Consider the following 26,072-nt stretch of genomic DNA (forward strand, 5'->3'; position numbering starts at 1 on the left):
TGCGCTGCGCCGCCAGCCAATCGCGCAGCGCCGCCTCCGTCTCGCGGGCGTCCGCGTACCGCTCGGCGGGGCTGGCGCGCAGCAGCTTGAGCACGACCGGCGCCAAATCCGCCGGCAAGCTCCGCTCCGGCATCCGCTGCGCCGTGTAGTGAATGCCGCCGCTCAGCAGGTAATACATCAGCGCGCCCAAGCCATACAAATCGGTACGCGGATCGCTTTGGCGGCCGTCGAACTGCTCCGGCGCGGCGAACCCTATCGTGCCGAGGTTCACCGTATCCGCCGTCCTCTCGGGCTTGTAGCGGCGGGCCGTGCCGAAATCGATCAACCGCACCCGCCCGCTCGGATCGATCATCAGATTGGACGGCTTCAGATCGCGGTGGATGACCGGCTCCGGCCGGATCGAGTGCAAATAATCGAGCAGACCGCACAGCTGCATGGCAAGCTGAACGACCTGTCCCGCTTCCATCCGGCTGCCTTGCCGGGAGAACCGCTCCTCCAGCGTCTCCCCTTCGATAAAATCCATCACGAGGTACAGAAATCCGCCTGCATTGACCGGTACGACATCGACGATATCCGGAAGACTCGGATGCGCAAGCCGGCTCATCGTTTCCGCTTCAAGCAGCATCGCCTGACGGAGCGCAGATCGCCGAGGCCCTTCAAGACCGGTGTACATCTCCTTGACCGCCCAACGTTTGCCGGTCAGCTTCAAATCCTCGGCCAGCAGCACACGGCTCATCCCGCCGCTGCCGATCGCCGACGCGATTCGATATCTCCCGGCCAAAATGTCCCCTTTTGTCAAACCTTGCGGCTGTCCCTCCACGGCTTCACCTCCTATCGGGCCATGACAAAAAACCGCCCCATCCACGCAGCTAAAGCATGGATCAGGCGGTTCTTCCGCACACATCATATGGATTTTGTTAATAAATTATCATAATTTTCCCAGAAAAGCAAGCTCAAATTCCGTCGAAATTTGGTTAAGAACATGTAAATCTTTGGCGCTGCTCCATAAAACATTTACATCCCTCTGATTTATCGTTAACACACGCTCGTTATACTTAGAACGTTCTAACCAGTTCGCTAGGAGGTACCGTCATGTCTTTATCGGAAAATGATGCGATGATGCGCAGGTCGATCCGCCGGCAATCGATATCGGCCGCCAGCAAGCGGCACAGTGCTCGCGCCCTTGCCTTCAAGGAGAATGCGCTCGCCTACGTTTTTCTGGCTCCTTCGCTTGCGCTGTTCGCAGTTTTTCTGTTTTACCCTTTGCTGAAGTCGGTCTATCTCAGTTTCCAGTTAACCGATCCGCGCGGACGCGTGGCCGCATTTGCCGGCTTGGACAACTTCAAAGAACTGTTTTCGTCCGAGCTGTTTTACTCAAGCTTGAAGGTGACCCTCTCCTTCACTTTGCTGACGGTTCCTACAGGCATCGCGGTCGCTCTGCTGCTGGCCGCTCTCTCCCATCAGAAGCTGCGCGGCATAAAGGCGTTCCGCTTCGTCTTCTCCCTTCCGGTCGCGATATCGGTCGGCACGGGCTCCGTCATCTGGATGATGCTGTACCACCCGACGCTCGGCATGCTGAATTACTTCCTGACCCTGCTTGACCTCGAGCCTGTCCGGTGGCTGTCCGATCCGGCTTGGGCGTTGGTTTCCGTCTCGATCATGACCGTTTGGATGAACCTCGGCTTCACCTACATCGTGCTGCTGAGCGGTTTGCAGAGCGTGCCGGAAGAAATATACGACAGCGCGAAAATCGACGGTTCCGGTCCGCTTCGTACCTTCGTCCGCATTACCCTGCCGCTTGTATCGCCTACGTTATTTTTTACGGCCATCGTCTCTGTAATCGGTGCTTTTCAATCGTTCGGTCAAATTCACCTCCTGACCAAAGGCGGTCCGATGAACAGCACGGACGTCATCGTATTCAACATTTACCGCGATGCGTTCGTCAACTTCCGGTTCGGGATCGGCAGCGCGCAGGCGCTGGTGCTGTTTGTGATCATTTTAATTTTAACCGTCGTCCAATTCAGGTTTTTTGAAAAGAAGGTGCATTATCAATGATACAGCGCGTCTTTCATCGGCTATTGTCCTACGGGCTGTTGTCCGCTGCCGCAGCGGTTGTGATTTTCCCGATCGCGTACACGTTCTCCGCCTCCATGATGACGGATTCCGAATCGGTCGCGTACCCGCCCCGGCTGCTGCCGAGCGGCCTCAACCTGGCGAATTTCACAGAAGCCCTGGCGCTTATTCCCGTCGGAAGCTTCATTCTCAACAGCTTTCTCGTTTCCAGCGCGATCATGATCGGACAGCTGCTCACCGCAAGTCTGGCCGCTTACGCGTTCGCGTACTTGCGCTTTTACGGAAAAGCGCTGCTGTTCACCTTGTTCTTATCGACGATGATGATTCCGTGGGAAGTGACGATCATTCCGAACTACCTCACGGTCAAAAGCTGGGGCTGGCTCGATACGTATCAAGCGCTGATCGTCCCCTTCCTCGCAACGGCGTTCGGCACGTTCCTGCTGCGCCAATGGTTCCTTCAACTGCCCAAGGAATTGTTCGAGGCGGCCAAAATCGACGGCTGCGGCCATCTGCGCAGCTTTGCGATGCTCGTGCTTCCCTTGTCCAAACCGGCGCTGGCGACGCTTGGCGTGTACTCCTTTTTAACGCATTGGAACATGTACTTATGGCCGCTGCTCGTCACGAACGGCGTGGAAAGACGCACGGTGCAAATCGGCATCAGCATGCTGCAATTCGAAGAGATGACCTCGTGGAACCTGGTGCTCGCCGGTGTCGTCATGGTGCTGCTGCCTTCGCTGCTGCTGCTGGCGCTCGGATTGAAGCAGCTTGTCGGCGGGATGACCGCCGGCGCGTTGAAAGGCTGACAGGCGCACGATCTCGGTGAAATAGCGCGACGGGTTCCCATCCGAACCCCCGTCCTCTATATAAAAGCTTATAAAAGGAGAGAAACAATCATTATGAAGCTTCTGAACGCGAAAACGACGCTGCCCCTTGTGCTATCCGGCATGATGGCGCTGACGGCGGCTTGTGGCGGCACGACGGCACCTTCCGGGGGAACGGCAACAAATTCCGAAAAACCCGCAGCCGATAGCACAAAGAAGGATGCGGCTCCAACAAACCAGCCGGTTAAAGTCGTCTGGTGGCATTCGATGGGCGGCGAGCTGGGCAAAGCGGCGGACAAGCTGGTCTCCGACTTTAACGCATCACAGAAAAACGTCGTCGTCGAAGCGGTATTCCAAGGCACTTACGATGAAAGCTTGAACAAAATGAAAGCGTCCATGGATTCCAAAAGCGGTCCGGCGCTCATCCAAGTGTACGAAATCGGCAGCCGTTTCATGATCGACTCCAAAGCGATTACTCCTGTGCAAACTTTTATCGATAAAGATAAATATGACGTTTCTTCACTGGAAGAAAATATCTTGAATTACTACCGGGTCGACGGCAAGCTGTATTCGATGCCGTTCAACACGTCCAACCCGATCCTCTACTACAACAAGGATATGTTCAAGGCTGCAGGGCTCGATCCGGAGAAACCGCCGGCCACGTACGAAGAGCTCGCCGATGCGGCGAAGAAGCTGACGAAGGACGGCAAAGCGGGCGGATCGTTCGCGATCTACGGCTGGTTCATGGAGCAGTTCTTCGCGAACCAAGGCGCAGAGCTGCTGAACAACGGCAACGGACGTACGAGCCTGGCTACGGAATCGCTGCTTGCCGGAGACGCCGGGGTCAAGACGCTTACCTGGTGGAAGCAGATGGTCGACGACAAAACGATGCTGAATCTCGGCCGCAAAACCGACGATACGAAAAAAGCGTTCGCTGCCGGTCAAATTGCGATGACACTGGACTCCACCGCTTCCTTGCGCGGCATCGTCAATTCCGCCGAAGGGAAGTTCCAAGTCGGCACCGGCTTCCTGCCGAAGCCGTCCGGCGCGAAGGACGGCGGGGTGATCGTCGGCGGCGCCAGCCTGTACATTTTGAACAACCGTTCCGAAGCCGAACAGCAGGGCGCTTGGGAGTTTATCAAATTTTTGGCTGATGCGAAGCAGCAGGCGTATTGGCACGTGAACACCGGCTACTTCCCGATTACGAAAAAAGCGTATGACGAGCAAATCGTCAAAGACAACCTGACGAAGTACCCGCAATTCCAAACGGCCGTCGACCAGCTGCACGCGACGAAAGCAAATTTAGCGACGCAAGGCGCGGTCATGGGCGTATTCCCGGAAGCCCGCCAATTGACCGAAGGCGCCATCGAAGAAGCGCTCAACGGCAAAAAGCAGCCGAAGGAAGCGCTCGAGGGCGCCGCCAAGGAAATCAGCGGCAAGATCGGCACGTACAACAAGACGGTGAGCAAGTAACTTTAGATAGGAAACCGCACAAAAATCCCCCGTCGGGCCCTAAGGTTCGGACGGGGGATTTTTGAATTCGGGCTACCGTTGCTGATCCGCTCACGGCTTCGTTCGCTATAGGCGACTCGCCGCAATCGCAGCTATCGATTCCGTAAATTCCACAGCGCCTGCGCGCTCTCGGCGCGGGTTGTCGTGCCCTGCGGATCGTACACGCCGTCAGCCCGGCCCGCGAGCAGCGAGAGCGCCGCACCGGCTTGCACGGAAGCGGCCGCCCACGGGCTGATAAGCTTCGCATCCAGGAACGATGCTTCACCAGCGTCCGCTTCCGGCGCTTTCGCGTTCGTTGTCGCTTCATAAGCGCGGACGATCATGACCGCCATCTCTTCCCGCGTAATTTGTTCGTCCGGCGCAAACACCGCTTCGTCCCGCCCGCTCACGAGACCGCGGCTATAGGCGGCAGCTACGCTCGAAGCGTACCAGGCTGCACGGTCAACATCCTTAAACGGTACAGCGGATGCATCTTTGGCGGGCCTTACTCCTAATGCCCGTACGAGCATGGCTGCAAATTGGGCGCGGGTAACAGGTTGTTCCGGAGCAAACAGACGATCGCTCACCCCGTCAATCACATGTTTCGCCGCCAGCTCCCGAATCGTACCGCCCGCCCAATGCTCCGCGCTCAAATCGTCAAACGACTTGTCATATTCAAGCACCGAGTAGCTGCTGAAATGGTACGCGTCGGCCTTCAGCCGTCCGTTCTCCCAAGCACCGCCGATATACTCGAGACGGCCCCGATCGTCGATGTAATAGATCCCGGCAAGCTTCTTATCCGCGGCAGGATCCACATCGAACACCAGTGTCACCGGCTGCTCGAACCGTTCGAGGGTCAGAGCCTTGCCGTCCTTCGTCACCACTGACAGCCCGAAAGCGTACACCTTGCCCGCCAGCTTCACGTCGGCGCCCGACCCCGACGCGCCTTGTGCGACCTGCGCATTCGCGGACGCCGCATCCACTTCCTTCACTTGGATCCATATATTCGCGCCCGCCGCTAATTCCGTCGTCGGAATCAGCCGCTGCAGCTCCTTCAACAAAGCCGGAGGCAGCAGCAGCGATACGTTCCCGCTCTTGATCTCCAGCAGCTTCGTACCGACCACGTCGGCCGCTGTCGCCGGAAGCAGCACTTCGTTCTGCTTCGCTCCAAGCTCTACGGTTACCCGATCGGTTCCACCGCGGAGCGCTTCTTCGCCAACCACTTTCCGCTCGCCGCCTTGTTGGTTAGGGCTGCCGACACTACCGCTAACGGCCCCGCCGGTTCCTCCATCGTCATCGCCTGTATCGGGGTTTTGTCCGCCGTTACCCGGCCCCGGTGTCGTTCCCGACGTACGCGTCACCTTCATGTTGATCGTTTTCGTCGCCTGGCTTTTACGCCCTTTGTCCGTATACCAAGGCAGATTGAGCGTCGCTTCTGTCGGTTCGATGTGCAGCACGAACTCATTCAAGCCCTGCTTCAGCGCAAGCGCCGGAATTTCCACGTTCCCGTAGGCATCCATCGCCCCCTGCTCAATCGGTTGATCGTTAATCGTGAAAGCCACCCCATAAGGTACGACCGCCTTCAGCTTCACGTTCTCTTCCGCCGTCGAGAATACGATATCGTCCCCGTACGATATGCGCGGCATCGAAATCATCATCGGCATATCGACCCAGCGCAGGACGTAGTCGTTGACGGTCATTCGATTATCGCCCTGATTCGCAATGGTCAGCTTCATGTTCGTATCGGTGGAGCTGTACGCCCAGTTGCCGTAATCGGACGTATCGTTCGCCACACGGCTGTGGCTCGTAAACGCCTCGGTATCCCAGGAGCCGCGCGTATATTTGTACTCGATCGTTTTGCCGGCCATCATTTTGAACGAATATTCAACGACATTGCGGTCCGTCGCTCCGCTCGGCACCTGCAGCTTCGTGCCGCTGACATTCCATCCGTTCAAGCTGCCCGCCAAATAAATATCGTCGCTCGTCGGCGTGTAGCCCGGTATTTGCAAACGCAGCGTCACATCCACCATGACCAAGCGCGGGGTGACCGATTTTTCGGCGGAGAACGCCCGATTGTAAGCCAAATCGTAAGCAGCCACTTGATACGTATACGCCGTATCGTTGCTGACCGTATAATCGATGTAGCTCGTCGCTGCCGCATCCAGCGTCGCGATCTTCCGGTAAACCGCATCCGTCACGGACTTCCGGTACACCTCGTAACCCGCCGCCGTCGCATCCGAAGCCGTCCATTTCACATGCGCCCGGTTCGACTCCACCGTGAAGTCAGCCAATACCGGCGCCGACGGCGGCACGACGTCGTATGGATCGGCATAAACCTGCAGCGTCACCGTAGGCGAAACGGTAAAGCGTTCCCCGTTATCGGTCGAAGCTTTCGCAAAATAACGGTATTCCCCGGATTCCGTCGGTTCGAACGACGCCCAATACGTCTTCGCGCCGCCGTTATCGGCTTCGTAACGGAGCTTTGTCTCCAGAGCGTCCGCCGGATCGGCGCCGTCCTTGTAATAGCCGAGCCGCGCAATCAAGTTCGGCGCCTCTTTGCCGGCGTATACCGGATTATCGGTGAGACCGCTGACGCTCAGATCAACCGTAATTTTACCGGTCGTCTTCCCGACGCCAAGATACACCGCATTCGTCACCGCAGACGGCGTATCGACGCCCGTAATCGTGTAAGCCGGCGTGGCGGCCGACATTTCGCTTAGGAAGCTTTCGCCGGCGCCGATCTTCGCGGTCACCGCGTAGTAATATTTGGTCCCATTGGTAACGTTCACGTCGGTATACGCGAGTCCGTTCGCCGTGCCGACCATGGTGAGCGATCCGCCCTCGATGGCGGCGCGATACACTTGGTAGCTTTCAGCGCCCGGCACCGCCGACCACCCGATTTCGACGCGTCCGTCTTGCCCTTGCGCCGTCACGCCGGTTACCTGCGGCACCGTTTGCAGATTAACCGTCGACACCATCATCAGGCCGGTTTGGGCCGGAATCGTGAGCGTCAGCTTCCCGCCGGTCACCGTGCTCTCCACTTGACCGTGCAGGCGGTCGCTCAGGACCAATCCGTTCGGCAGAAACCCGGCCACGTCGGCCTCGATCGTGCGTTCCGCATGGCTGCGGTTGATGACCAGCATCGCGCCTTTCGCTTCATTTTTGCGGGCATAAGCGATCACATCGTCCTTGGCGTAAGCCGTCATGATTTCGCCGGTGCGGAAGACGGATTCGCTGTTTCGGATCTGCGCCGCCTTTTGATAGATCCCGAACAGCTCTTGGTACGCTCCATTGCCCTTAAAACCGCCGTCTCCCTCGGCCGTCACGCGTTCCCAAGGGAACGCCCGGCGGGAATCCGGGTCCTTCGTCCCCGTTACGCCAACCTCGTCGCCGTAATAGATCGTCGGAGCCCCTGGATAGCCCATCTGGAAAATAGCGGTCAGCCCCTGCTGCTTCAACGCGTTAGCGCTCGCTTCCGGCGCCATCGCCAGGTGCTCCTCCTCCCACTCCGGATGGTCGTACTTCGTAATCGAGCGCGTCGTGTCATGCGAGCCCACAAGGTTCATCATCGCCTGCCACGCTTCCTGCGGGTAATCCTCGCGAATCGACTCCAAAGCCTGATTCAAATTGTCCGCGTTACCGGAAGCGATGAAGTTTTGGATCGCTCCGCGGAACCGGTAATTCATCACCGAGTCGAACTGGTCGCCCAGCAAATAACGCGTCGCCACGCCCCACTCTTCGCCGATCAGCACGGGATCTTCGATCTTGCTGCCATTCGCGTCCGTGCGTCCGGCGGTGGATTTAACCGCCTGGCGGAACTTCGCCCACGTGCCTCCGGATACGTCCGGGGCTACGTCCAGCCGCCAGCCTGTCGTCCCCATCCACAGCCAGCGCTGCGAGCCGACGGCCTGCATCTGCTGCTGTGCGGACGCATCGGAACGCCCGGTAAGATCGTACCCGATCACATGATCGCGGTAATCGATGTTATTCCACTCATGCTGTCCCGGAATGGACAACGTATCCGCCGGCAAATACTCCGTAGGCGTCGTTTGCGGCTCTTTCGCATCCATAACCGGCAGCGAGTCGTAGCCCCACCAAGCGTCATATTTATAGTGAAGCCCGTCGTCATCCCGGTTTTTCACCTTCTCGTTCAAGACAGTAAACCAGCTGACGTACCGGAAATCGTCCGGCCAGCTGTAGTTCGCGCCGGTCATCGGATTGATGCGGCTTGTGAAGGAAGCCCGCACCTCCGCTTCCGCGTCGGCCCGCGCTTTCCCTTCGCCGTTCATCTTGTCGTACACCTTCGCCCAATATTCGTAGGCCCCGATCTCCGGGTATTTCTCATACCTGTCGAAATAAATCGAATCGTCGCCGACATGGTTAAACACGCCGTCGTTGATGACTTTAATGCCGGCCTCGCGGGCCGCTTTCGTAAAGTTTTGAAACACCTGATCGGACGCTTCGCGCGTCTTCACATAATCGAGCCCGGACTTCGGATCACCCGGTATAAGGTATACCGGCTCCCCGAACATCGGATCGAGGTGCTTATAATCGGTGGCATCGTATTTATGGTTGGATGCGGCCCAAGCGACCGGGTTCAAGTACACCGCCGTAATGCCGAGCGACTTTAAGTATTGAAGCTTCTGCAGGATGCCTTGAATGTCGCCGCCGTAAAATTCATTCGTCCACGCGCCGTCGGACCTCGCGTCCGGATAGTAAGGCGCGTTCTCCGGCTTGAGGCGGTCCGGATTTTCCGGCATGTCGGACCACTCGCCCCATACTTGATCGGCCGCCGGATCGCTGCCCACGCCGCCGTCGAAGTACTGCAGCTTCTGGCCGTTCTTGCTCGTCGCATACTCCGGACGGTTCGCTCCGCGCGCGCCGTCCAGCAGCTTCGCCCGGTTGTTCGCCTCGCTCCCGTCAAAGAAACGGTCCGGGAAAATTTGATAGACGACCGCATGCTTGATCCAATCCGGCGTGCGGTAATGCGGATCGTAAACGGTCAAGTCGTAAGGGATTGCGCCTTCGTCGCTGACCGCACCGGCTCCGCCGCGGCTGCCGTCGTCGCCATACTCCGTTTTGGTCGAACCGTCGATAAGAATGAACTTATAACCCCAGATTCCGATTTTACCGGCGAAAGCGCTTTTCGGAACGGTGATTTCAAAATAGTCCTTGTCTTCAACGCTTGTCACCCGCCGCATCGCATACGAGGTCGAGAGCCCGTCGGGCGCGGTCAGCTCGGCTTTCGCCGTCTGCACGTCATCGCGCTTGGCGGCCATCCGCAGCGTCACGTCCTGCTCGCCGGCGGCAATGGCGCCGAACGGCTTTTTGTAAGTAACCGAGCGGCTGTCGAAGGCGAGCTGATCCTTCTGGATGTCGCCGTCGAAAGTGCCTTCCTTGGGCACGTAATCGTGCGTCAGCGTTTTGTTCGCCGCAGCATAGTCGATCGTGAAGGTGACCTCCGCCGGGTCGATCGTGACGAGTTTAACATTTTGGCCGTTAGCGCCGTAATCGTTGCCGTTCCAGCTGTCGCTGAAATTAACTTTGGCTTCGTACGAACCGGCCGGGAACGTGCGTTGGAGCTTGTACACGGTGCCGTTAAAGTTATAATCGACGAAAAATTGCTTCGCCTCGCTTGGAGACCACTCGCTCTCGCCCCACAGCGTTTGCAGATTGCCCACCAGCCTCGGCCACTGGGCTTGTGAGAGCGCAGGCACATACTGCGTCAGCCCCTGCACGTTCGGCAGCGAAATGCGAGCCTCGCCGATGGCTTCGTTGATGTAAAAGTTAACCTTCGTCGTCTCGGCAAGCGAGAAGGAAAAATTGTTGCCGTTGTGGCTGAATCCGTCCCAGGTGCCGCTTCGCACCAGCTTGAATTCGTAGCTGCCTGCTTCGAACACGCGGGAATACTGGTAGAAGTCCCCTACCAAATGTTTCATCCGAGTCTCTGCCGAATCGTTCGACCAGCCCTGGAAGCTTCCGACGACCACCCACTTCGTCGTCCCTCCCGGCTGATCCGTCAGCTCGTCGGCGGTAATGGCTGCTGCCGCCCTCGCTGGACCGACCGTCAGTCCGAACAGCGCCTGAAACAGCATAAGCGCGATCGTCAGGACGGCAACCCCTCTCAGGCTGCGTTTGCTTTGCAGGAATGACATGACTTCATGAACCTCCTTTATGTACGTTTATATCCAGGCGCGGCATGGTTAACCGCGTAGATACCGGGTGGTGCGGGTCTTCTTGTCCGTTCGGGCGGGCCGTACACGCAACCCGCTTCCGGTCCTTTCGCAGCAGGATCGAAGCGTGGCGGGAAAGAAGGGCGTTATTGGCCCCTTTGGCGCATAACCGGCAAGCATTAAAGGGTTCAGAACCCGTGCAAACGCGAGAATTGTTATGCGCACAGCATGATGTAAACGTTTGCTCAATCTACCAAATATTGGGTTTTATTTTCATCTTAACACTTCGCTTCATGCGCCGTAAGCGGAAAAAATTGATCGTTTGGGGTGAAAATGTTGATGTACTCACCTCTTTGGCGCGCTGCCTTCTACGGGCACAAAAATAAGGAGATGGGCAAACGCCCATCTCCTTATCCATCTGCCGCTATCGCGCCAATGCCTTACTACGTGTTAATACCGCGGCACGCGGGAACGGCCGCTTCGACGCTTACGTCCATTCGTACGGCTTAGTCGTACCGCCTTCTGCTTCGGTCTGGCGACGGCCGCTTGAACGTCGGCCACCACGTTAGCCAGCTGCTTGAAGACCGGGGACATCTGCTCGGCCGATTGCCAGATCGTATGGACTTTATCCATCGCAACCAGCAGTTCATCCAATCCTTCGTTCACGTTCCGGATTAAGCCCGGCAACCTGCTCACCATATCCATCACCCTTCGCTTATTCGGATTGTCGGATGCTGTATCTTATGCGGTAAAAGCCCGGTTTGGCTTAGGCGGATGTCCCGCTGGGGCGAAACGCCGCGAAAATGTATTTGACCGTCTGACTGGCCGTCTGTTCCGGATCGAGTTCGCTTTCCGACAGCATGGAGGCGTAGTTGATAATTTTTTTATGAGCTAACGCCGCTCCCATGACGAACATCCAGGCATGGTCCAACGAATCGAACTGAAAGACGCCCTGCGCACGGCCTTGCTCCAGCAGCTCGCGCGCTTTACGCCAAATCGGCGCCGTGAAGGAAGTCACGATCTCGGTGCGCGCCGAGCGCATCTCCAGCTCCTGCTGTAAAATCGTGCTGAACTCGATATCCTCCATGCCGAACATGATCACCTCGGTGACGAGCAGCCGAAGCCCTTCCACGGGATCTTTCAACAGCGTCTCGTATTCCGACATCCGTTGGCCGGGAAAAAAGTTCTCGAACAGCGCCCGAAACACGTTCTCCTTCCCGCCGAAATAATACGAGACGAGCGCGACGTTCGCACCGGCTTCCTCGCATATTTGTCTAACGCTCGTGCCGTCAAAGCCCTGTTTGGCAAACAGCTTTTTGGCGGCGAGCAGGATACGCATTTTCATTTCGGATTCGGCTGCAGCCATGCCGCATTCTCCTTCTCTGGGGACAGTTGTTTCTTCATTATGGAACGAATGGACACGAATCGCAAGGCCTGAAGCGGTATCCTTAGCGAGCGGGAACCGGTTCGCCGGTCTTTACAGCCGCCTCGTTCGGCTTGTTGCTTTCTTTACGCAAGCCGGTGGCAAGCAAGCCGGCCGCGGCGCACACGAGGAGAATGCAGGCAAGCGCTCCCGCATCCCCGGCCGCGCTCGGACCGCCGAACAGCAAGTTCATGCCGCCCTCCACCGCATAGGTCGCCGGCAAGTACTGGCTGAAGCTGTGATAGAAGCTTCCGAGCAATTCTCGCGGCACCATGGCGCCGGACGATACGAGCTGCACGGATAACATCGCGATATTAAACAACATGCCGGCCATCCCGAAAATGATCAGGAACATCTGCGAGAAGAACATGAACGTCATGAGAAACAGCGCCTGAAACAGCCATACGGAAACAAATCCGCCGGCGTGCTGCCCGCCCATCGCGACAACCAGGGACGTGCCGATCAAGGCAATAACGACGGAGGATGCGAGGTTAATCACGACGCGCGCGCCGAATTTGCTCCATCGGGAAAAGTCCGGCCCGAGCTGCATCGTGGCCTGCTGCACGTTCATCCCCATAATCATGGCGCCAACGAAAGACGCGAGCACCATCATCATCGGCACCATTTGGTTGTTCATGCCTTGAACCGTGTTCGTATAGGCAATGTTCGACTTCACTTTATCGGTAATGCCTTGAGCGATTGCCTGCGCTTGCGGTGCCGGAACTTTCGCCTGCTTCAACACCGCTTCCGCGCCTGCGACCGTCGCTTCTTTATTAACGGCGGCGGTTACGCCGGATGCTACGCTTTGCATCATGCTTTTGATCAACGCAGGATTCGATTCGTTAATGACGTACCGGATTTCGGCCTGCTGTCCTTGCGCCTGCAGCTGCTTGGAGAGGTCGGCGGGCAGGTGAAGCACCATCTGCACTTCACGCTCGTTCAGCTTGTCTTGGGCTTGGTCGAGCGAACTCTCTTTCACGAGCTGGAAAGGCAGGCTGCCGGCAAGCTGTTCGACAATGTTGGCCCCCATTGCGGGGTCTTCGTTGACGACAGCAATTTTCAACTGGTTGACGTTGTCGGTTACTCCGTTGTATCCAGTCATCCAAATCAGGCTGAAAATGATTTGGAACATCATGGCAGTAGCAATACCGATGACGGTTGCGGGCTTTTTAAAATAAGCTTGTAACGCTTGCAGCATGACAATCTCTCCCTTATCTATGTATAGGATGTTTAACTTAAACATTTGTTTAAATTAAACGTTTGTTTAAATTATAGGCGGGAGAAATTTCTTTGTCAACGATGTTTTCAAGCTTTTTCCTGGGGGCAAAACAGGCATAAGGGGAAGGCGTTCATGGAAGGGCATAGATAGAACCCGGACCTATCGGCCAAGGCCTTCCGCAAGGCTCCCCGAAGATCTAACGCAGGGAGCCTTGTGACCTTGGCTTCAGCAGCAGGCCGCTCTTAAGGCCAAACCGCCGTCAGCCGGCGGGGTCAACCGCGGAACGAGCTGCGGAGAACGATGACGAGCAGGATGTACAGCACCAGGATGATCGCGGTAGACGGCCACAGGCCTCCGTGATGATGATGGTGGTGGTGTTTCTTCGGCGCGTAAATGTTAACTTCTTCATAATGAACGTTGATCGGAGCGCCGTACATCGGCTCCGGCATTTCGACCGGAGAAACGGCCATAGGCATCGGAGCTGGCATTGGAGCTGGCATTGGGGCCGGCATAGCGAACGGTTGATACTTTTCCATAGGATAAACACCTCCGTAATATTTGGCGGAGCCGCCGTGAATGCATGCAGGCGGTGGTCCAGGTCCGGGCGGACCGTCATAGTCAGGTGTTCCTCTCGAACACATCATCAGTCTATGGCCTTCCACGTTTGCGGATCACGGTATTCACCCATGTCTGGAAAATTGGACTCCCGCCCTGCGCCGAAACTGCCAAATCGGGCAAACCGCAGGAACCGGCGGGCGGCGTGAAGGGCGCATACCGCCCGCTTGCCTCGGCATCGCCAAACAGGAGGGTTCGGGCGCCCCGGAACTCGTCAGCAACAGTTGTTCGGACCGCTGCGAGCGGCAGAGCGGCAGAACGGCAGGCGGCCCCTCCTCTCGTCTCCCCCGGTTTATAAACCGAAAAGAACCCCTCGAAGGAAGGGGTTCTTGTTGCCTTATCTATACGTACGGGTTATGCTCCCGCTCGTAACCGATCGTCGTCTTCGGGCCGTGTCCCGGGTAGACGATCGTATCGTCCGGCAGATCGAACAGCTTGCCATGGATCGAATCCATCAGGTCGCGCTGACTGCCGCCCGGCAAATCGGTGCGGCCGACGGACAGCTTGAACAGCACGTCGCCACCGAACAGCTGGTTGCCGTACAGGAAGCTGACGCTGCCCGGCGAATGGCCCGGCGTATGGAACACCTGGAAGGTAACTCCTTCCAGCAGCGTCAGCCGCTGGCCGTCGTCAAGCCCGTGCTCGGCCGGATCGGTCGTAATCGGCGCGCCAAGCTCGGGCCACCGCGCCGAGCCGTTCCGCTTCGGATCGGTGAGCCAGTCGCTCTCCGCATCATGCAGATAGACCGGACAGCCTTTGCTGCGCCGCAGTTCGTCCACGCCTCCGATATGATCGAAGTGGGCGTGCGTCAGCAGAATCGCCTCGATCTCCAGATCGCCGATCCGTTTCAACAGCGGTCCGGGGTTCATTCCGGGGTCGATGACGACGCCCTTGTTCACGCCGGCAACGGTGAGCAGATAGGCATTCGTCTGCAGCGGTCCAAGCGAGAATGCTTCCACCTTCAAAACCGGTTTTTGTTCCATAGCCGGCGCCTTAGAACGTGGACAGCAGCTCGCGAAGCTCTTTCACGATGACCGTCTGGTAACCGGTGCCTTCGCCGTACTGGCGGACCATCTCTTCGCGCGCGACTTTGATTTTATCTTGATAATCCGGGGCTTCACGGTCCGGGTTTTCCTGCTTGAACTTGTTCATAACCGCTTGCACGTGCGCCGGACGCGGTCCCCAATGGCCGAGCACGAACCCGCTGAAATCGGTAAAAATGACGATCGGAATCGCTTCGCCGCCCATCGTCAGGAAGTCGGCCATCACGTCCGGATGCTCTTCTTTAATCAGCACCTCGGTCGGAATGCCGGAAATTTCAAGCGCGCGGAATACTGCAGGCACGTTGCGTACAACGTCGCCGCACCAATCGGCCGCCAAAATCAGGCAGTGCAAATCGTCACGGTTGTTGAGCGATTCGAAAAACTCTTTGTCCGCCTCGTTCTCCCACGTGAACGCGTCGTACCACTCTTTGAACTTCTCCTGGTTTTTCGTCATCCCGCTTATAAACTGCTCGGGCGACAATCCTTTGCGCAGCTTGCTGCTCAAATTTTTGCTCATCTCGGCTTCATCCTCCTTGATTAGGTGTTGCTATGGATTATTGTACCAAAAAAAGTTCCCTTGCTCCAAATGATCTGCGTAAAATCGCTGGGAGCGAGGGAACCCGGAGAACGCCTCTTACCGGCTGTTTTCGGTAATCAGGCGTTCGATGGAAGCGACGTCTGCCGGACTGAGCGTCCGGGTCGGGCGATAGGTCTTAATATGCTGCACGAGCCTGTCCGCTTTCAACGTCGCAAAGGCGGGACTTGAGCCGATCAACTGACTGTCCGGATGGGTGAAGCAGACGATGCCCACGACGTCCGCACGCAGCTTATGCTCCTTCAGCAGCTCTTTCAAGACGCGCTCGTGCCGGTACAAATGCACCGTCGGATCTTGTCTGCCGGCCTCGCCGGTGCCGTCGCGAAGTGCATTCGTTTGCGCCCGGCCGAGACTGCTCTCGTCGAATCGAATCTCGCCCGATGCATGATTCGATTCGATATGAAAGACGCCGTTGGGCCCGATGACAATATGGCCGATCTGCTGCTGCGAGCCGCCGCCCTTGACCCGGAGGCCGTGAAGGATGCGGTATTCGCCTCCGATGTACTTCAATTGATGAGCTGTGGCATGCTCTCCATCGCTGAGTTCTTTAGCCGGTGCAGCCGGAGCCGTCCCGCTCCCCTCACGACGACGCGCCGCCCGGCGAATGAGCCATTTCCAAACAAAATAAAGCAAGGCAAGCGCGATCGCCCCATATAACGAAGGCTTCACATAAGGAGCGGCCACTTCATCGATCTGTTCCCAATTGTCGCCAAGCGCCTGTCCTAAATAGACAAACAAAATCGCCCATGGAATGGTCCCCAGCAGCGTGAAAAACAGAAACTTCCAAACCGGCATCCGCGCCATTCCGGCGGGAATCGAAATCGCTTGACGCAGCACCGGCACGAAGCGCGCCAGGAAGACCATACCGGGCCCGTATCGGTTAAACCAATTTTCCGCAATATCGAGATGTTTTTTCTTCAGATGCAAATACTTGCCGAATTTGTCAAGCACCGGACGACCGCCGTAACGTCCGAGCCCATACAAGATCAATTGCTGCAGCATGCAGCCGATCGTGCCGAATACAATGGCGCCGACCAGCGACACTTGGCCGCGGGACACCAGGAAACCGCCGTAGGCGAGCACAATCTCGCTCGGGATGACCTCCAGGGCGAGTCCGAGCAGAATGCCCCATACGCCCAGCCCTTCAATAAAATGAAGCGCCGTAGTAATCAAGTTATGCAATAGCTCACTCATGACCTCACAGCCTCTTCCTCTCCCTATGATTTTCCGAAATATAGGTTAGCTTGCCGCTCTTGTCTCTCTCAAGCCTATCTTATTCTATCATAAGCCTGTTCAGACCGCAGCCCGCGATATGGGCGCGCAGCAAATTCACGGGACGACGCGGCGTTCGCTGTTTCAGATGCACGAGCCCGTGTGTGATCTCCTTCTTCCCGAGCGGAGCGCACGCCGATAGCGTCCCGGCGGCCAGCTCCCGACTCACCCCGGAACGGGGAACGAAAGCGATCCCCCAGCCGCTGCGCACCGCTTGCTTGATCATGTCCAGCGAAGCAAACTCGGCGCGCCCCATCGCACGGGCGGCTTCCCCGCTCAATAGCGACTCCGCCTCGGACGTGTACATGCAGCGGCTGCCGAACCCGACCAGCCGGGCGTCCGCCGCCCCTCCCCACCCCTTGGCCCGAATCCGCTCGGCTCGTTCCGGCGAGGCCACCCAGATGAGCTCGTCGCGGGCGACCGGTTCAAACTCCATATCAGTCCATCCTTCCTCCCCCAGTCCCGGAATGAGTCCCAGATCGATGCGACGGTCGCGCAGCGCCTCGAGCGTGTCCGCCTGAAATCCGGCAGCGATCTGGACGTCGATGTGCGGATACTTGATGAAAAAGGATTGCAGCGCGTCCCATAAATAAGACGCCCCGAACGACTCCAACACCTGCAAGCGTACGACGCCGCGCGGCTCGCCGTGCTCCGCCAAGCCTTCTTCCAGCTCCGCGCCGAGCTGCAAAAACCGGTACGCATACGCCTCCAGCTTACGCCCCGCCTCAGTCGGTTCGACCCCGCGGGGAAGCCGATCGAACAACCGCTGTCCGACGCTTTCCTCGAGCAGCCGGACTTGCGTCGTTACGGTAGACTGTACATAGCCCAGCCTTGCCGCCGCTTTACTTATACTGCGCTCCTCCAACACCGCGATAAACGTGCGAAAAAAACGCCCCTCCAACCGGTCCAGCAACATCCGCCCACCTCGTTTACCCATCGAATTTACAAATACCAGATATCATAATCATTCGTTATTCAAATCCATCTGTCTCATGCTAGCATAAACGTATCATCGTTTCAAACCTATCCGACTCGATTCGTAAAGGAGCCTGCTGCATGACTACCTCTGCCTCTGACGCTTCCACTTCCAAAAGCTCGCCCTTGCGTCGAGCGCTCGCCTTCCTCGCGCCAGGCCTCGGCGCTTTCGCCGCCATCTTCGCCATCGTACAGCTCGGCGCATGGAGCGGCGCTCTGCTGCTGATGGCGCCGCTTGGCGCTTCGTGCGTGCTCGCTTTCGCACTGCCGGGCAGCCCCTTGGCGCAGCCGCGCAGCATCGTCGGCGGTCACCTGCTCAGCACCGCGATCGGGCTGGCGCTGCAGCATACGGTCGGTTTCCACGCCTGGTCGGCCGCGCTCGGCGTCGGACTTGCCATCACGCTGATGCAGCTGACCCGGACGCTGCACCCGCCCGCCGGCGCCGATCCGCTCGTCGTCATGCTGGGAGGCGCCGCATGGAGCTTCCTCTGGACCCCCGCTTTGCTCGGGTCCGCGCTGATCGTCGCCGTTGCCTGGGCGTTTCACCGCCTCCTGCGGCGGCCGTATCCGCAGCGGTGGCGGTAACGGCGTACCGCGCGAATAGCCCTGCTTCGCCTTCGGGAAGCAGGGCTATTTACATTTTCGATTGTTGCACATATAATTGTCATAGCAATTATTTATATGGGAGGAGGTGTACAGCTTTGTCATCTGAGAATCCGACTCTGTCGATGGGCTTTTTGATCGGGCAAACGTACCGCAAGATGGTCGGCATCCTCGCCGCGCGGTTTAAAGAATACGACATTACGACGGAACAGTTTTCGGTGCTTTGCCGGTTGGCTGAGCAGGACGGAATCAGCCAGAAGGAAATCGCCGCGCGCACGGTGAAAGATCAGCCGACGACGGCCCGCATTCTCGACTGCCTCATTCGCAAGGGGCTTGTCCATAAAGAAATGAGCGCAGCGGACCGCCGGTCGTTCCTCGTCTATTTGACCCCGCTCGGCCGGGAACGACTTGACGTGCTGCTGCCGCTCGAGAAAGCGACGCTGGCGGAAATTTTTGCCGGCCTTGATGCCGAAGAGCTTGCCCGGTTCCGCGAAACGCACCTGCAGCTGCATCGACAGCTTGACGCGCTGCATCAACAACAGGAGGCCTAACCACCATGAATGTACAACAAGAACCACCTGCCGCCAAGCTGTGGACCCGGGATTTCATCCTGCTGACGGTCAGCAATTTGCTGCTTTATTTGAATTTGCAAATGATTACTCCCGCCCTGCCCGCTTATGTGTCCGACGCGTTCGGAGCCGATCAATGGGCGGTCAGCCTCGTGATCAGCCTGTTTGCGCTCTCGGCGATCGTCGCCCGCTTATTTGCCGGACGCGCACTTACCAAGGGGTCCCAGCGCACCTGGATCGTTCTGATCGGGCTGGGGCTTTATATTTTATCGACGGCAAGCTTTTACGCTGCGGGAGCTTTCGCTTTGTTTCTGGCGATTCGGGTTCTTTACGGCGTCGGCTTCGGGATGACCAGCACCGTTTACGGGACGATGGCATCGGATGTCATCCCTTTGAAGCGCATCGGCGAAGGCATGGGCTATTTCGGCCTCTCGACCGGCTTATCCATGGCGCTCGCTCCGGTGATCGGCCTGTGGCTGCTCGACGCCTACGGATTCGGCACGTTGGTGTTCGTCTCGACCGTGCTCGGCGCCCTCATCCTGCCGCTAACCTTCGGCATCCGCACTAGACGCGTGCCGAGCAACTCGACCGGCCCTTCGACCACAACAAGCGCTACCAGCGCGGCCGTTCGCATCGCACCAAAGCCGCGGCGCAAAATCAGCAAAACGCTGGCCGTCCCTTTCCTGCTCAGCATGATGCTTTCCTTTACCTACGGCGGCTTGATCAGCTTCTTGGCGCTGTTCGGCAAGGAAGCGCATCTGGCCAACGTCGGCTGGTTTTTTCTCACCAACGCCGCGGCCATCGTGCTGATCCGTCCGATAGCGGGGAAGCTGTTCGACCTTAAAGGACATCGCGCCGTGCTGCCGCCTGCCGCGCTGCTGGTTATCGCCGGCCTCATCTGCCTATCGTACACCGCAGGCATCGCAGGCTTGCTCCTTTCCGCAGCCGCATACGGCCTTGGTTACGGCATGCTGCAGCCTTCGCTGCAAGCCTGGATGGTCAAATCGGTGCGTCCGGAGATGCGGGGCGCGGCGAACGCGGCTTTTTACAACTCCATCGATCTCGGCATCGCTTTCGGTTCCCTCCTGCTCGGCAGCATCGCAGCCGGCGTCGGTTACGCAATCATGTACCGCGCTTCGGCCGTCATCATGCTCGTCTTCCTGCTCGTGTACGGACTCGCGCTGTTGGCGGAGTCCAAAGCACTTCCGAAAGCGGCGGGCTAGAACGCAGCAAGCTTTCAGGCCAAGCCCGGACATGTTCAGACAAGCCGCTGCATACACTCAAGGTACAAACCTTGAGATGCAGGTGATTCCTATGACCAAATTTATTGTGCCCAGCTCCAAACAAATACGCGCGTTCAAGCTTGGAGCCGCCGCCCTGCTGCTGGGCGGAGCGGCGTATTTGTTCTTGCAGCGTGACGATCTGCGCGAGGCGATGGCTCCGGCCTCCACCTCCGCCGTACGGACCGTTCAGCTCGTTACCGGAGAGTTCAAGTCAATCGGCCCGAACGGCAGGACGATCGAAGCTTACCGCTGGGATCCCGGAACGATTTATGTCAAAAAAGGCGACAACGTCCGGCTCAGCATCTTCGGCGTCAACGGCGCCAGCCATCCGTTCGTGATCGAGGGGCTGAACGTTAAAGGGGAGGTCAAGAAAGGCGAGGAGACCGTCGTCAGCTTCCGCGCCGACGAGGCCGGCATTTACCGCATTGTCTGTTTGACGCATCCGGATATCGCGCACAACGGCCCGATGATCGGCTATTTGGTCGTGGATAAGTAGCAAGCTCAGCAGGCCGCAGCGGTAAGCCGCTCCGGCTCCGTTTACCCGGCGGTACGCCCGCCCGCCCTTCCGCATACGATGTAAGCAGGAAGGAGAGTGACAGGGGCCTATGCAGCCGGGGAATAAAATGAAGCATCAGCAGCCGCTGCCTTCGGTTCGGCAAATTCGCCGCACTTGCAGCCGGGAATTGTATCGCGCGCGCAAAAAAGTCGGCCGTCACATCACAGCGGAGCAAATCGACCGAGCCGACGACGTCTATTTCAAGAAGGTGCTGGCAAACTTGCCCTATATCGCCGAGAACGGTAGCAATCGGAAGCTGCTTGCCGATTGGTTCAACGAACACGTATGCGGCGAGGTGGCTGAAATCTACGGCGTGGAGCGGGAAGTGCTGGCTCGCGCGTTTCGGGATTCGTTCGGAGGTTGAGGCTGATTCAAAAAAGACCTGGCGCGCCAGGTCTTTTTTTCGGCTGCCGCCGGGGTATAACGGAAGATGATGCGCTATGTCCCGGCAGCCAGCGCCGCGATCTCGTTCGACTCGTAGATGCGGACGCCGGGCGTTCCCCGCTGCGCAGCGCGGACCATGGCCAAGGCCACCGTCCGCGCTTCGATCGCGCGATACTTGGCCAACCGGCCGATCAGCAGCTTGCCGAGCGGCTTAACCAGCACCCCGGCCAACCGCTCCGCGGGCCGGGCTTCCTTGCGTTCGCCCAGCAGCTGCGAAGGGCGGAAAATCGCAAGCTCCGGCAGCTTCAGCTCCGCTAAAGCCTGCTCGATATCCCCTTTAACCCGCAGGTAGAAGAAGCTCGACTCCCGGTTCGCACCGATGGAGGACACCATCAGAAACCGGGCGGCCCCGTCCCGCAATGCCGCTCTTCCCAGCGCCAAGGGGTACTCGTAATCGACTTGGCGGAAAGCCGCCTCGCTCCCCGCCTTCCTGATCGTCGTCCCCAATGCGCAGAACACGTCCGCGCCCTGCAGCAGCTGGTCCGTCCCCTCCTCCAGCCGATCGAACAAAACGGTTCGTTCCGTCAGCCTAGGGTGCTGCAGTCCCGTCTGCCGCCGCCCGAGCGTCACTACATGATCGTACCCCGCATGCTCCAGCAGCAAGCGGACAAGCTCACCCCCGACCAGTCCTGTAGCGCCGGCCACAACCGCAATTTTCGACATCCCGCTTCTCCCCCTTTGCCGTTTCATCGTTTAGTTATCCGTATTATTTCATGCCGGGCCGGTAAACACAACAAACTCCGTCAACAACCAAACCGGCCCCCGCAACGTCCGCCATGAAGCCGTCTGCCATGAAGCCGGAGCGTGTCCCTCGGTTAGCCGGCCATCCGGCCGCTCCTTCGTCCAGTCGCCCGGTTCTCCCGCTCACACACCTGTTCGCCTATTCCCTGGCTTATTCAACCGCTCGATTCCTTCCGCTGTGGACCGCGACTTTCTCCATGGGCACACGCCTACTCGTGTGCAGCCCTCCACGCCACGCGGTTCCGGCCGCTTCGTTTGGCGTCGTACAGCGCTTGATCGCCAACCCGGATCAGTTTCCAGAGGATCTCGGTGCCGTCTCCGTCCTCGACCGCTTCGCGCTTCGTCACCCCGCCTATGCTTAGGGTCAATGGAATGCGCAGTCCCTGCTCCTCGAACGGAATGGAAGCGACAGATGTACGCAGCTTCTCCGCCAACGTGCGGCCGTGTTCCTCGTCCGACTGCAGGGAGAGGATCATAAACTCTTCCCCGCCGTATCGCACCGCTATATCGCCGCTCCCGCAAGCTTCGCGTATGCGGGTCGCGACATACCGAAGCACAAGGTCGCCCATCAGATGGCCGTACGTGTCGTTCACCTGCTTGAAGTAATCGATATCCACCATCAGTACGGTACAGGTTTTCCCCGAAGCCAGCGCGCCAAGCAGCAGCTGCCCGCCAGTTTGCATCATGTAGCGGCGGTTGTGCAATCCGGTCAGCGGATCCAGCAGCGCGTATTCCTCCAGAAGCCTCACATTCGACTCCAGCTTACCGGACATCAGGTTGAACGTATCGCACAGCTCGCGCAGCTCGACGGGCGCTTGACGGAACGACGACGCCTCGATGCGGTAATCGAAGCCGCCTTCCTTGAGATGTTTCGTGCCTTCCAGCAGGAGCGCAAGCGGCCGTTCGATGCGCCTTGTCAAAATTTTGATGCCGCTGTAGCTGACGATCAGGAAAATCACGATGATCGCGCTCACCACGAACATCGTGTTGTATATATTGGCGAACAAATCATGGCGGCCGATCTCGCCGATAATGATCCAGCGTCCCCCTCCCACCAAGCGATATTCGCCGTATACGCGTTCGTTCCGATAATTGAGATACGAAGCCCCGCTGCTTATTCCGCCGCGCGCGCGTTCGACGATTTCCGTATCGATCTTGACGTTCTGCTGAGGATCCAGCTGCAAGTCCTCCGGTGCCGTAATCAGCGTCCCCTGCCAGTCGAGCACATAAAACTCCGCATTATCGTTGTCGAGTGTATGTATAACATGCTGCAGCGTCGGCAGCCTTACCGAGCCGAAGATCAATCCGGACCAGCTGCCATGCTCGTCATAAGTCGGGTACGAGAAGGCCAGAATCGGTTTACCGGACAATCTGCCGATCATCACGTCAGACATATACGAATTCCCCTGCTGAGCGGCTTTAAAATATTCCCGATCCGCAACCAACGCGCCTGACGTCGATGACGTGTCTAGTTCCATTTCACCGTTCATATTAACGAACACGAGCCTCTCAAACTCGTGCTGCTGCCGGATGAAGCTTTCGAAATTGCGGCGTATCCCGTCCTTCTGCAGCTTCTGGACGGCTTGCGTCTCTGACATTTGCCGAATATCGCTCATCCGCTCCCGCAACCAGTTCTCGATCATCATCGCCTGCAGCGTCAGCTGATTTCCCAATTCGCGGTGCGCGACCTCTCTGGCCTGCCGCTGCGTAGTGAAGAAGTAGGCCAGCACGACCGATAAGCCGAGAACGAGAATAAGGACGGCATACCACATACGCAATTTTTGTTTCAACGTTTGTTGCCGTGCAGCACGAACCATCGGTCAGCTCCCTTCCTACTATCGCATGATAAGTTTTCATTGAGAAATAACGGCTGGTTGACTATACTGAATCTATTGTGTGAAAAAAAGGAGAGTCGCTAGATGGAATGGCCGGCTTTAGACATGCTCCTGTTTCTGATCGCGGCTGGATTTGTAGCTGCATTCATCGATTCGGTCGTTGGCGGCGGCGGGCTCATCTCCGTGCCTGCGCTGATGCTCACCGGATTGCCGCCCGGTCTCGTGCTCGGCACCAACAAGCTCGGCGGGACGCTGTCGTCGCTGACGAGCACCGTCTCTTTTTTTCGTTCAGGGAAAATACATAAAAAGATTTCGCTGCTTCTGTTTCCGCTATCGTTCGTCGGCGCGGCGCTTGGCGCCTACACGGTGCATCTGCTGCCTTCCGACTTTCTCCGGCCGCTTGTCGTGGGCTTGCTAATCGTCATATTAATCTATACGTTAGTCAAGAAGAACTGGAACGGCTCGGGCAGCTTGAAGCCGATGACGCCGCTCCGCCGCACAGGACTTGCCGCCTGCGCGTTCGCGCTCGGGTTTTACGACGGCTTCTTCGGACCCGGAACCGGCTCGTTTCTGCTGTTCCTGTTTCTCATGATCGGTTACGATTTTGTCGGCGCATCGGCGAACGCCAAAGTATTGAACTTTGCAAGCAACATCGCAAGCCTCGCCTCCTTCTTTCTGTTAAAGTCGGTGCATATCGGCTACGGACTGCCTATGGGCTTGTCTATGATCGTCGGGGCTTACGTCGGTTCGCAGCTTGCTATCCGCAAAGGCTCGACTTATGTAAAGCCCCTCTTTATCGGGGTCACGTCGTTGTTGATCGGCAAGCAGCTATGGGATCTGCTCTTATAAAACAAATGGAGAGGTGTGCGGTCCGATTAATTCGGCGCTCAACCTCTCCTTATTTTTTCGACACGTATTGTCGAAACCCTTTTTTTTACGCAGGGTATCACGTCGTGTTAACGATACAGGTGGCCAAATGGTCGGCAGGCCAAATGTGCTTGATTTGATTGCTGCGCCATTCAGCTGCAGGGTCTTGGGCCGTGTGCGGATCGCTTACCGGGCGTAAATCCTCCCAGACGCACTCGACGCCCAACCCGCCCGCTTCGCCGGCAAACATACTGCAGCCCCCGCAAAAATCATGCCGCTGCTTCTCGTCGAACTTCACCACTTTATTTCGCAAGCAGCAGTAAATGCGCCCGCTTTCGTCCTTAAGGTTGATATGATGAATTTGACGCATACGCATCGCTCCTTTACCAGGCGATCGGATGATGACACCAAGAGGGTAATATCCATTATATATGCGGACGAACCTCGTTATGTGAAAAGAATGGGACGGCTTGTATCCCTTTACTTTAGAGTGGAAACCTTGTATAATCGGCATTGCCTAATTATCGTTAGTTAGGAAGGAGGGGGCAGGATGACTGCCGGTAAAATAAGAGAGGCCGCGCTGCAGCTATTTGCGCGAAGCGGGTACGACGGTGTTCCGCTGTCAGAAATCGCAGCCGCCGTCGGTATCAGAACGCCTTCCATCTACGCTCACTATAAAAGCAAAGACGACTTGTTCATAGCCGTCTTCGAAGACTGTCTTCAGGAGCATACGCGCCGGATGAAGCAGTTGATCGGGGATTTGCAAGACCGGGGCGTAGAGGAGAAGCTGCGTACGCTGTTTCAGGATGCAAGCCGCAGCTATTTGCTTGGTCAGGAGCAAGTGACCTTCTTGAAGGTGGCTCTGCTGTTCCCGCCCGCGCCGCTGCAGGACAAGCTGCGCGAGCAATTCGCCTTATCGGAACGGCTGCTGGACGAAGCGCTGGGCAATATTTTCGAGGAAGGCATGCGTTCCGGCCTGCTTCGCCGGGAGCCTGTCGACGATCTGATCGCTTCGTTCTACTGCCTGCTGGACGGCATGTTCTTGCAGCAATATTATTACCGGCGCGATGACTGGCAACAGCGGATCGATGCCGTGTGGTCCATATTTTGGAAAGGCATTATGCAAGCGAACATCATCTAGAGGGGAGATAAGCACCATGGCTTGGGTTTATTTGGTGATTGCCGGATTGATGGAGGTTTTTTGGGCCATCGGGTTAAAATATACGAACGGGTGGACGCGGCTGACGCCAAGCATCCTGACGGCAGCCGGCATGATCGTCAGCTTCTATTTCCTGTCGCTCGCGATCAAAACGCTGCCGATGGGCACCGCTTACGCCGTCTGGACCGGTATCGGCGCCGTCGGTACGGTTGTGATCGGCATGCTGTTTCTCGGGGAACCGCGCGATTTGCTGCGGATCGGTTTTTTGATCGCCATTCTGGTCGGCCTTATCGGCCTGAAAATGACGGCATAACG

Annotated in this window: 24 protein-coding genes and 2 pseudogenes; 11 read left to right on the top strand and 15 right to left on the bottom strand. The window is 57.6% G+C overall.

Annotated elements, in window-relative coordinates:
- On the bottom strand, positions 1 to 820 hold an 820-nt coding region (locus tag PVA01S_RS18000; protein ID WP_164751886.1), incomplete at its 3' end, for a serine/threonine-protein kinase.
- Between the two features lie 272 nt (positions 821 to 1,092).
- On the opposite strand from PVA01S_RS18000, the gene PVA01S_RS18005 reads away from it, so the two are divergent.
- From PVA01S_RS18005 to PVA01S_RS18015, 3 genes are all read left to right on the top strand, one after another.
- Complete coding sequence (locus PVA01S_RS18005; RefSeq protein ID WP_127608757.1) at positions 1,093 to 2,055, top strand: carbohydrate ABC transporter permease; 963 nt, start codon at positions 1,093 to 1,095, stop codon at positions 2,053 to 2,055.
- A complete protein-coding gene (locus tag PVA01S_RS18010; RefSeq protein WP_054798304.1) occupies positions 2,052 to 2,876 on the top strand; it encodes a carbohydrate ABC transporter permease in 825 nt (274 codons plus the stop codon). The genes PVA01S_RS18005 and PVA01S_RS18010 overlap by 4 nt, the downstream gene beginning before the upstream one ends.
- Positions 2,877 to 2,969: 93 nt before the next feature.
- A complete protein-coding gene (locus PVA01S_RS18015) occupies positions 2,970 to 4,367 on the top strand; it encodes an ABC transporter substrate-binding protein (RefSeq protein WP_127608758.1) in 1,398 nt (465 codons plus the stop codon).
- Positions 4,368 to 4,498: 131 nt separating this feature from the next.
- Here PVA01S_RS18015 and PVA01S_RS18020 read toward each other — a convergent pair whose 3' ends face one another.
- From PVA01S_RS18020 to PVA01S_RS18060, 10 genes and pseudogenes are all read right to left on the bottom strand, one after another.
- Positions 4,499 to 10,540, bottom strand: a complete 6,042-nt coding sequence (locus tag PVA01S_RS18020) for an alpha-amylase family glycosyl hydrolase (protein ID WP_127608759.1) — start codon at positions 10,538 to 10,540, stop codon at positions 4,499 to 4,501.
- A 468-nt stretch (positions 10,541 to 11,008) separates the two neighbouring features.
- The gene (locus tag PVA01S_RS18025; protein ID WP_155615048.1) at positions 11,009 to 11,257 is read right to left on the bottom strand and encodes a hypothetical protein; all 249 of its coding nucleotides are present in this window, start codon (positions 11,255 to 11,257) and stop codon (positions 11,009 to 11,011) included.
- Between the two features lie 67 nt (positions 11,258 to 11,324).
- Positions 11,325 to 11,924 (bottom strand): TetR family transcriptional regulator, encoded by a 600-nt coding sequence (locus tag PVA01S_RS18030; protein ID WP_127608760.1) that lies wholly within the window; start codon positions 11,922 to 11,924, stop codon positions 11,325 to 11,327.
- Between the two features lie 82 nt (positions 11,925 to 12,006).
- A complete protein-coding gene (locus tag PVA01S_RS18035; protein ID WP_127608761.1) occupies positions 12,007 to 13,179 on the bottom strand; it encodes a YhgE/Pip domain-containing protein in 1,173 nt (390 codons plus the stop codon).
- Between the two features lie 293 nt (positions 13,180 to 13,472).
- Positions 13,473 to 13,736 carry a hypothetical protein gene (locus tag PVA01S_RS18040; RefSeq protein ID WP_054798302.1) on the bottom strand — a complete coding sequence of 88 codons (264 nt, stop codon included), beginning with the start codon at positions 13,734 to 13,736 and terminating at the stop codon, positions 13,473 to 13,475.
- 420 nt (positions 13,737 to 14,156) lie between these two features.
- Positions 14,157 to 14,798 carry an MBL fold metallo-hydrolase gene (locus tag PVA01S_RS18045; RefSeq protein WP_127608762.1) on the bottom strand — a complete coding sequence of 214 codons (642 nt, stop codon included), beginning with the start codon at positions 14,796 to 14,798 and terminating at the stop codon, positions 14,157 to 14,159.
- A 10-nt stretch (positions 14,799 to 14,808) separates the two neighbouring features.
- A complete protein-coding gene (locus PVA01S_RS18050; protein WP_054800338.1) occupies positions 14,809 to 15,375 on the bottom strand; it encodes a thioredoxin family protein in 567 nt (188 codons plus the stop codon).
- Positions 15,376 to 15,492: 117 nt separating this feature from the next.
- Positions 15,493 to 15,978: pseudogene (locus PVA01S_RS27300) on the bottom strand (nuclease-related domain-containing protein); the annotation flags it as partial.
- 48 nt (positions 15,979 to 16,026) lie between these two features.
- A pseudogene (uptA, locus tag PVA01S_RS27305) lies at positions 16,027 to 16,647 on the bottom strand (undecaprenyl phosphate transporter UptA); the annotation flags it as partial.
- Positions 16,648 to 16,726: 79 nt separating this feature from the next.
- On the bottom strand, positions 16,727 to 17,641 hold the full coding sequence (locus PVA01S_RS18060) for a LysR family transcriptional regulator (RefSeq protein WP_230876200.1): 915 nt from the start codon (positions 17,639 to 17,641) through the stop codon (positions 16,727 to 16,729).
- Positions 17,642 to 17,781: 140 nt separating this feature from the next.
- Between PVA01S_RS18060 and PVA01S_RS18065 the strand changes: the two genes are divergently transcribed.
- The 5 genes from PVA01S_RS18065 (at position 17,782) to PVA01S_RS18085 (ending at position 21,075) form a co-directional block, all read left to right on the top strand.
- Positions 17,782 to 18,285 carry an HPP family protein gene (locus PVA01S_RS18065; RefSeq protein WP_127608764.1) on the top strand — a complete coding sequence of 168 codons (504 nt, stop codon included), beginning with the start codon at positions 17,782 to 17,784 and terminating at the stop codon, positions 18,283 to 18,285.
- A 116-nt stretch (positions 18,286 to 18,401) separates the two neighbouring features.
- Entirely contained in the window at positions 18,402 to 18,854 is a 453-nt protein-coding gene (locus tag PVA01S_RS18070; RefSeq protein WP_230876201.1) for a MarR family winged helix-turn-helix transcriptional regulator, read from the top strand.
- 5 nt (positions 18,855 to 18,859) lie between these two features.
- The gene (locus PVA01S_RS18075; protein ID WP_127608765.1) at positions 18,860 to 20,095 is read left to right on the top strand and encodes an MFS transporter; all 1,236 of its coding nucleotides are present in this window, start codon (positions 18,860 to 18,862) and stop codon (positions 20,093 to 20,095) included.
- A gap of 91 nt (positions 20,096 to 20,186) precedes the next feature.
- A complete protein-coding gene (locus tag PVA01S_RS18080; RefSeq protein ID WP_127608766.1) occupies positions 20,187 to 20,651 on the top strand; it encodes a cupredoxin domain-containing protein in 465 nt (154 codons plus the stop codon).
- A 109-nt stretch (positions 20,652 to 20,760) separates the two neighbouring features.
- Positions 20,761 to 21,075 (top strand): dehydrogenase, encoded by a 315-nt coding sequence (locus PVA01S_RS18085; protein WP_127608767.1) that lies wholly within the window; start codon positions 20,761 to 20,763, stop codon positions 21,073 to 21,075.
- 74 nt (positions 21,076 to 21,149) lie between these two features.
- Here PVA01S_RS18085 and PVA01S_RS18090 read toward each other — a convergent pair whose 3' ends face one another.
- The 3 genes from PVA01S_RS18090 to PVA01S_RS18095 form a co-directional block, all read right to left on the bottom strand.
- On the bottom strand, positions 21,150 to 21,818 hold the full coding sequence (locus PVA01S_RS18090; protein WP_127608768.1) for an oxidoreductase: 669 nt from the start codon (positions 21,816 to 21,818) through the stop codon (positions 21,150 to 21,152).
- Positions 21,819 to 21,861: 43 nt separating this feature from the next.
- Positions 21,862 to 22,023, bottom strand: a complete 162-nt coding sequence (locus tag PVA01S_RS26740; RefSeq protein WP_164751887.1) for a hypothetical protein — start codon at positions 22,021 to 22,023, stop codon at positions 21,862 to 21,864.
- 82 nt (positions 22,024 to 22,105) lie between these two features.
- Positions 22,106 to 23,713: a sensor domain-containing diguanylate cyclase gene (locus PVA01S_RS18095; RefSeq protein ID WP_127608769.1), complete on the bottom strand. Its 1,608-nt coding sequence runs from the start codon at positions 23,711 to 23,713 to the stop codon at positions 22,106 to 22,108.
- A gap of 102 nt (positions 23,714 to 23,815) precedes the next feature.
- Here PVA01S_RS18095 and PVA01S_RS18100 point away from each other — a divergent pair, with 102 nt between their 5' ends.
- A complete protein-coding gene (locus PVA01S_RS18100; protein WP_127608770.1) occupies positions 23,816 to 24,580 on the top strand; it encodes a sulfite exporter TauE/SafE family protein in 765 nt (254 codons plus the stop codon).
- A 97-nt stretch (positions 24,581 to 24,677) separates the two neighbouring features.
- Here PVA01S_RS18100 and PVA01S_RS18105 read toward each other — a convergent pair whose 3' ends face one another.
- A complete protein-coding gene (locus PVA01S_RS18105; RefSeq protein ID WP_054798002.1) occupies positions 24,678 to 24,968 on the bottom strand; it encodes a hypothetical protein in 291 nt (96 codons plus the stop codon).
- Between the two features lie 180 nt (positions 24,969 to 25,148).
- On the opposite strand from PVA01S_RS18105, the gene PVA01S_RS18110 reads away from it, so the two are divergent.
- Positions 25,149 to 25,739 (top strand): TetR/AcrR family transcriptional regulator, encoded by a 591-nt coding sequence (locus PVA01S_RS18110; RefSeq protein WP_054798001.1) that lies wholly within the window; start codon positions 25,149 to 25,151, stop codon positions 25,737 to 25,739.
- A gap of 16 nt (positions 25,740 to 25,755) precedes the next feature.
- The gene (gene sugE, locus PVA01S_RS18115) at positions 25,756 to 26,070 is read left to right on the top strand and encodes a quaternary ammonium compound efflux SMR transporter SugE (RefSeq protein ID WP_127608771.1); all 315 of its coding nucleotides are present in this window, start codon (positions 25,756 to 25,758) and stop codon (positions 26,068 to 26,070) included.
- Positions 26,071 to 26,072: the final 2 nt, after the last annotated feature.

The organism is Paenibacillus validus NBRC 15382, assembly GCF_004000985.1.
Classification (GTDB): Bacteria; Bacillota; Bacilli; order Paenibacillales; family NBRC-103111; genus Paenibacillus_G; species Paenibacillus_G validus.

What these genes read in the sequence shown, in the direction of transcription:
- PVA01S_RS18035 (WP_127608761.1), bottom strand. Translation starts at nt 13,179, where the DNA reads ATGCTGCAAGCGTTACAAGCTTATTTTAAAAAGCCCGCAACCGTCATC.
- PVA01S_RS18095 (WP_127608769.1), bottom strand. Translation starts at nt 23,713, where the DNA reads ATGGTTCGTGCTGCACGGCAACAAACGTTGAAACAAAAATTGCGTATG.
- PVA01S_RS18090 (WP_127608768.1), bottom strand. Translation starts at nt 21,818, where the DNA reads ATGTCGAAAATTGCGGTTGTGGCCGGCGCTACAGGACTGGTCGGGGGT.
- sugE (WP_127608771.1), top strand. Translation starts at nt 25,756, where the DNA reads ATGGCTTGGGTTTATTTGGTGATTGCCGGATTGATGGAGGTTTTTTGG.
- PVA01S_RS18085 (WP_127608767.1), top strand. Translation starts at nt 20,761, where the DNA reads ATGCAGCCGGGGAATAAAATGAAGCATCAGCAGCCGCTGCCTTCGGTT.
- PVA01S_RS18060 (WP_230876200.1), bottom strand. Translation starts at nt 17,641, where the DNA reads ATGTTGCTGGACCGGTTGGAGGGGCGTTTTTTTCGCACGTTTATCGCG.
- PVA01S_RS18040 (WP_054798302.1), bottom strand. Translation starts at nt 13,736, where the DNA reads ATGGAAAAGTATCAACCGTTCGCTATGCCGGCCCCAATGCCAGCTCCA.
- PVA01S_RS18065 (WP_127608764.1), top strand. Translation starts at nt 17,782, where the DNA reads ATGACTACCTCTGCCTCTGACGCTTCCACTTCCAAAAGCTCGCCCTTG.
- PVA01S_RS18050 (WP_054800338.1), bottom strand. Translation starts at nt 15,375, where the DNA reads ATGAGCAAAAATTTGAGCAGCAAGCTGCGCAAAGGATTGTCGCCCGAG.
- PVA01S_RS18105 (WP_054798002.1), bottom strand. Translation starts at nt 24,968, where the DNA reads ATGCGTCAAATTCATCATATCAACCTTAAGGACGAAAGCGGGCGCATT.
- PVA01S_RS18045 (WP_127608762.1), bottom strand. Translation starts at nt 14,798, where the DNA reads ATGGAACAAAAACCGGTTTTGAAGGTGGAAGCATTCTCGCTTGGACCG.
- PVA01S_RS18080 (WP_127608766.1), top strand. Translation starts at nt 20,187, where the DNA reads ATGACCAAATTTATTGTGCCCAGCTCCAAACAAATACGCGCGTTCAAG.
- PVA01S_RS18005 (WP_127608757.1), top strand. Translation starts at nt 1,093, where the DNA reads ATGTCTTTATCGGAAAATGATGCGATGATGCGCAGGTCGATCCGCCGG.
- PVA01S_RS18030 (WP_127608760.1), bottom strand. Translation starts at nt 11,924, where the DNA reads ATGGCTGCAGCCGAATCCGAAATGAAAATGCGTATCCTGCTCGCCGCC.
- PVA01S_RS18075 (WP_127608765.1), top strand. Translation starts at nt 18,860, where the DNA reads ATGAATGTACAACAAGAACCACCTGCCGCCAAGCTGTGGACCCGGGAT.
- PVA01S_RS18010 (WP_054798304.1), top strand. Translation starts at nt 2,052, where the DNA reads ATGATACAGCGCGTCTTTCATCGGCTATTGTCCTACGGGCTGTTGTCC.
- PVA01S_RS18100 (WP_127608770.1), top strand. Translation starts at nt 23,816, where the DNA reads ATGGAATGGCCGGCTTTAGACATGCTCCTGTTTCTGATCGCGGCTGGA.
- PVA01S_RS18025 (WP_155615048.1), bottom strand. Translation starts at nt 11,257, where the DNA reads ATGGTGAGCAGGTTGCCGGGCTTAATCCGGAACGTGAACGAAGGATTG.
- PVA01S_RS18015 (WP_127608758.1), top strand. Translation starts at nt 2,970, where the DNA reads ATGAAGCTTCTGAACGCGAAAACGACGCTGCCCCTTGTGCTATCCGGC.
- PVA01S_RS18110 (WP_054798001.1), top strand. Translation starts at nt 25,149, where the DNA reads ATGACTGCCGGTAAAATAAGAGAGGCCGCGCTGCAGCTATTTGCGCGA.
- PVA01S_RS18020 (WP_127608759.1), bottom strand. Translation starts at nt 10,540, where the DNA reads ATGTCATTCCTGCAAAGCAAACGCAGCCTGAGAGGGGTTGCCGTCCTG.